The organism is Kitasatospora sp. NPDC057198 (assembly GCF_042670125.1).
Classification (GTDB): Bacteria; Actinomycetota; Actinomycetes; order Streptomycetales; family Streptomycetaceae; genus Kitasatospora.
In genome coordinates, this window is the sequence record NZ_JBHUWH010000595.1 from 1 (window position 1) to 4,204 (window position 4,204).

Consider the following 4,204-nt stretch of genomic DNA (forward strand, 5'->3'; position numbering starts at 1 on the left):
GCCCTGGTGGTCCACCCCAACGAGGTCAGCGCCCGCACCCCCTTCGACCTCTCCGAGCAGCTCGGCCCGGCGCTGCGGGCCGGGCTGCTGCTGCCCGCCGCGCACCAGGAGTGGGCGTCCGTCCTGGTGGCCGCCGACGCGGTGCTCACCGACCACGGCTCGACGGCGCTGTACGCGGCGGCGCTGGGCCGCACCGTCGTCCTGGACGGCTACGACGGCGGCCGGGAGCTGCTGCCCGGCACGCCGATGGCCCGGCTGCTGGCCGCCTCGCCGCGCTTCACCGGGACCGCCGGGCTGCCCGGCCTGCTGCGCGCGGCGGCCGGGCCCGACCCGTCCCGGTTCACCGCCGACGCCTTCGCCCGCCCGGACGAGGCGCTGCCGCTGCTGCGCGCCGAGCTGTACCGGCTGCTCGGCCTGGCGCCCCCGCGCACGCCGCTGGCGCCCGCGCTGCTGCCCGATCCGGTGGTGTCCCGGCCGCCGGACCGGGCGCTGGCGGTGCGCGCCGGGGTGGAGGGGCGGCGGGTGCGGGTGGAGCGCTTCCCGGTGGCGACCGGGCTGCCGGTGCACCACCGGGCCGCCCAGCACGGCGCGGCGGGCCTGACCGAGCAGCGCGGCGCCGAGCTGCTGTGGCGGCACCCGGGCACCGGCCGCTGGTCGGCGGCCGGGTGGGCCGCGCACGTCCTGGACGAGCTGCCGTCCTGCCGGGCCGCCGCCGCGCTGCTCTCCCCCGGCCGGTGCCTGCTGGTGCACCGCCGGCTGGGCGCGTTCGCGCTGCGCGTCCGGCCGCACCGGGCGGACGGGCGGGTCGACCGGGTCGACCCGGTCGCGGCGGCGTCCGCCGCGTACGCCTGGCTGGTCGCGCGGCCGGACCCGGGCGGGGAGCTCCCGGTGGAGCTCGCCTGCACGGTGGGCCGGACGACGGCCCGGCTGGAGCTGGCGGCGGCCGGACCCGGGGAGCTGGACGCCGAGTTCTGAGCCCCCGGGCCCCGGTCCGCCGGGTCACCGGTCCACCGGGTCACCGGTCCGCCGGGGTCACGAACCATCCGTCTCCCAGCCGTGTTCGGCGCGCAGGGCCGTGGCGCGGGCCCGGTGGCGGCCGAGTCCGCGCAGCGCCCGGGCCAGGCCGAAGGCGGTGCGGGCGACCATCCGGGGCCGGCCCGGCAGCGCCGCGAACTCGGCTCGGGCCTCGGCAAAGAGCGCGGCGGCGGGGTGGTCGTCGGCGGGGTGGTCGTCGGCGGCGGCCGCGGTCTTGGCGAGCTGGTAGGTCTGCAGGGCGGCGCCGTACGCGTTGCCGATCCCGAGCTGGATGCCGCGGGCGGTGGTGAAGTCGGCGCGGGCGGCGGCGAAGTCGGCGAGCGCGGCCGCCCGTTCGTCCTGCCTGAGGGCGAACTCGCCGCGGTTCAGGGCGAGTTGGCCGCGGAAGTCGATTGCTGCTCCTCCGCGCGGTCGACGAAGTGCGCCTTCTCCGTCAGGAGTTCGAAGGAGGGGTGGTGGACCTGGGCCCGCGCCGGGCGCGGGGCCTCCTGGTGGATGTGGACGGCGTCGATGCGGTGGGCCCGCACCAGGTGGTCCACCCGGGCCTGGTCGCCGACCACGTTGTGCGTGTGCTCGCCCGCCCGGCCCACCCCACGCGTTCGGCCGGGGGCCGACCGGCGGTTCGGGCAAGTCCGGCGCGGGCCAGGTGGTCAGTACAGCTAGGGCTCCTCGGCGTTCAGCGGCCGGTAGTACTCCCAGCTCGGGCTCTCGGTGAGGGCGCGCCAGGTGTTGAGGTCGACGGGCGGCTCCTTCTGCTTGACCCCGGTGATCACCCCGCGGTTGTCGACCGTCCCGCAGTACTCGGCGAACTCGACGACCAGGCCGCTGGGGCGCCACACCGCGACGCGGTAGCCGTAGGCGCCGTAGGCCGAGTTGACGTTCGCCTCGACCATCTCCCAACTGCCGTCGGGCAGGTAGCCGGCGGTGCACATGGACTGGCGGCCGGCGTCGCCGGCGTCGTCCCGGCCGCACCGGAACTGGCTCTGCAGTTCGGAGAGCAGCGTGCTGCCGGTCGGGAAGGGGCGGTCGGCCCGGCGCAGCGTCAGCTCCAGGGCTCCCTGCCGGTCCTTTCCGTCCGAGAGGAGCAGGTAGATCCCTCCGGCGTGGGTCGGCCAGCTGTGCAGGCCGACCGCGCCCATCCCCGGGTTCATCTCCAGCAGGTTCTGCCGCACGTTGCTGTCGGTGAACTCCAGGAGGTCCTGGTCGGCGATCTTCACCCCGGGGGCGGGCTTGCCGAGCGTGGGGAGCCTGGGCAGTTGCAGCGGTCCCGCGACGCCGTCCGCCGTGCCGCCGCCGGCGCCGTCCGCCTCCTTGCTCGGCCCGCCGGACGGGGTGGCGCCCCGCCGACCGGGGGTGGGGCCGGACGGGTGGGCGGACGCGGTGGCGGCGGGCGGGGCGGCCGGGGCGATGCCGGGGCGCGGGCCGGCCTCGATCAGCGGGAGGCCGAGGTCGGCCCCGGCGAGGGCGACGGCGGTGACGGCCAGTGCCGTTCCGGCGATCCGTAGCCGCCGGGCGATCCTGCGGCGGCGGCCGCGCCGGCCGCTCTCGGCGACGATCACCGCGACGGGCACGCACAGGTCCTTGACGCTCGTCTCCATCAGGGAGGAGAGCTGCAGGTCCGGGTCCGGGTCCGGGTCCAAGGTTCCGATGCCTTCCGTACGGGCAGGTGGGTGTCGCGCTGGTGGGGCGGGACAGGTGAGGCGGGCGGGACGGGTGGGGCGGGCGGGGCGGGTGGGGCGCCGGGGGCGCGGCGGGCGGGTCAGTCCTGGAGCAGCAGGGCCCGGTCGGGGCCGAGGATGGCGCGCAGGCGGTTCATCGAGCGGGAGTTGAGGCTCTTGACCGCGCTGACGGTGATGCCCATCGCCTCCGCGGTCTCCTCCAGGCTGTAGTCCTCCAGGTAGCGGAGCACCACGGCCGCCCGGTTGCGGGGCGGCAGTTGGCGCAGCGCGGCGATCAGGGTGATCCGCAGGGCGGCCGAGCTGCCCTCCTCGGCGCCGATCGACGGCTCCTCGGGGAACTCGTCGACCGCGAGCTCGCTGGAGCGGCGCAGCCGCCGGTGGGAGAGGTAGCAGCGCAGCAGCACCTTGCGGGCGTACGCGTCGAGGCCCGCCCCGCCGTCGGCGCGCCGCAGCCTCCCCCAGACCGGGTAGAGCTTGGACAGCGCGGTCTGCACCAGGTCCTGGGCCTGGTGCCAGTCCCCGCACATCAGGTACGCCAGGTGGAACAGGCGGCGTGCCCGGCTGGCCGCGAACTCGTCGAAGTCGAGTTCCTCGGTCATGTGGTCCCCCGGATGGAAAGGCGTTTCGTCGACGCCCTGAAGACACGCCGCGGGCGGGCGGGGCGTCGCGGGCCGGAGGTAAAGACTCGGTAACGATGATCGACGGCGGGGCTGCCGGGGCGTCAGGCCCCCTGGCCGGCGGGCCGGGTGGGCGGCTACCGGACCTCGATCTTCAGCCGGCTGCCGTCGGGCAGGTCGCGGGTGGCGTGGGCGAACGGGCCGCGCACCCGCATCGCGGCGGCGGCGTCCTCGGGGACGAGGTTGTCGTGGGCGTACTCGCCGCCGAGGACGAAGAAGCGGCGCGGGAGCAGCCGCTGGTCGACCGGGAGCGGGCCGTTGGCCTGCATGTAGGCGTGGGCGAAGGAGCGCGCGCCGTTGACGTCGGGGTCGGCGAGCAGCCAGCCGGCCCAGTCCTCCAGGCTTTCGCCGAGGTCGGTGACGGCGGCGGTCTCCGGGTCGAAGCGGACCACCCGGGTGCCGTCGAGGATGCCGAACTGGACGCCGAAGAGGTCCTGGCCGAAGCAGAACACCTGGTCGGCGAGGCCCTGGTAGGCGGACTTCCAGGCGTCCTCGCCGTTCCACTCCAGCAGTTCGGGGCCCAGGCCCTCCTCGCCGACCCGGTAGACCTGGACGCCGCCGTTGAAGGCGAAGAAGCCGTTCAACCGGCCGAGCAGCGCGGCGAGTTCGGCGAACGGGCCCTGTTCGACGCCGAAGTCGAGGTCGACGGCCGGGCCCATCGGGCCGCGGGCGAGGTCGAGCAGTCGGTCGAGGGCGCTGGTGGCGGTGCTCATGGTGCGGTCTCCGTGTCCGTTCCCCGTGGGCGCCGCCTCCGGGTCCGGACGGCGGCGGTGGTGGCGGCGGTACTGCCGCGCGGCCGGTCCGACCCTACCG

Annotated in this window: 4 protein-coding genes and 1 pseudogene; 1 reads left to right on the top strand and 4 read right to left on the bottom strand. The window is 76.4% G+C overall.

Features of this window, described 5'->3' with window-relative positions; all coding sequences use genetic code 11:
- Positions 1–975 (top strand): annotated as a pseudogene (locus ACFUEL_RS36180) (translation initiation factor 2); the annotation flags it as partial.
- Between the two features lie 425 nt (positions 976–1,400).
- Here ACFUEL_RS36180 and ACFUEL_RS36185 read toward each other — a convergent pair.
- The 4 genes from ACFUEL_RS36185 to ACFUEL_RS36200 all read right to left on the bottom strand — a co-directional run bounded on the left by ACFUEL_RS36185 (position 1,401) and on the right by ACFUEL_RS36200 (position 4,104).
- Positions 1,401–1,595 (bottom strand): hypothetical protein, encoded by a 195-nt coding sequence (locus ACFUEL_RS36185; RefSeq protein ID WP_380241906.1) that lies wholly within the window; start codon positions 1,593–1,595, stop codon positions 1,401–1,403.
- 99 nt (positions 1,596–1,694) lie between these two features.
- A complete protein-coding gene (locus tag ACFUEL_RS36190) occupies positions 1,695–2,675 on the bottom strand; it encodes a hypothetical protein (protein WP_380241908.1) in 981 nt (326 codons plus the stop codon).
- Positions 2,676–2,794: 119 nt separating this feature from the next.
- Positions 2,795–3,313: a SigE family RNA polymerase sigma factor gene (locus ACFUEL_RS36195; RefSeq protein ID WP_380241910.1), complete on the bottom strand. Its 519-nt coding sequence runs from the start codon at positions 3,311–3,313 to the stop codon at positions 2,795–2,797.
- Between the two features lie 155 nt (positions 3,314–3,468).
- Positions 3,469–4,104: an SMI1/KNR4 family protein gene (locus ACFUEL_RS36200; protein WP_380241912.1), complete on the bottom strand. Its 636-nt coding sequence runs from the start codon at positions 4,102–4,104 to the stop codon at positions 3,469–3,471.
- Positions 4,105–4,204 lie beyond the last annotated feature (100 nt).

Excerpts from the sequence above, each read along its gene's own strand:
- ACFUEL_RS36200 (WP_380241912.1), bottom strand. The coding sequence starts at position 4,104 with ATGAGCACCGCCACCAGCGCCCTCGACCGACTGCTCGACCTCGCCCGC.
- ACFUEL_RS36195 (WP_380241910.1), bottom strand. The coding sequence starts at position 3,313 with ATGACCGAGGAACTCGACTTCGACGAGTTCGCGGCCAGCCGGGCACGC.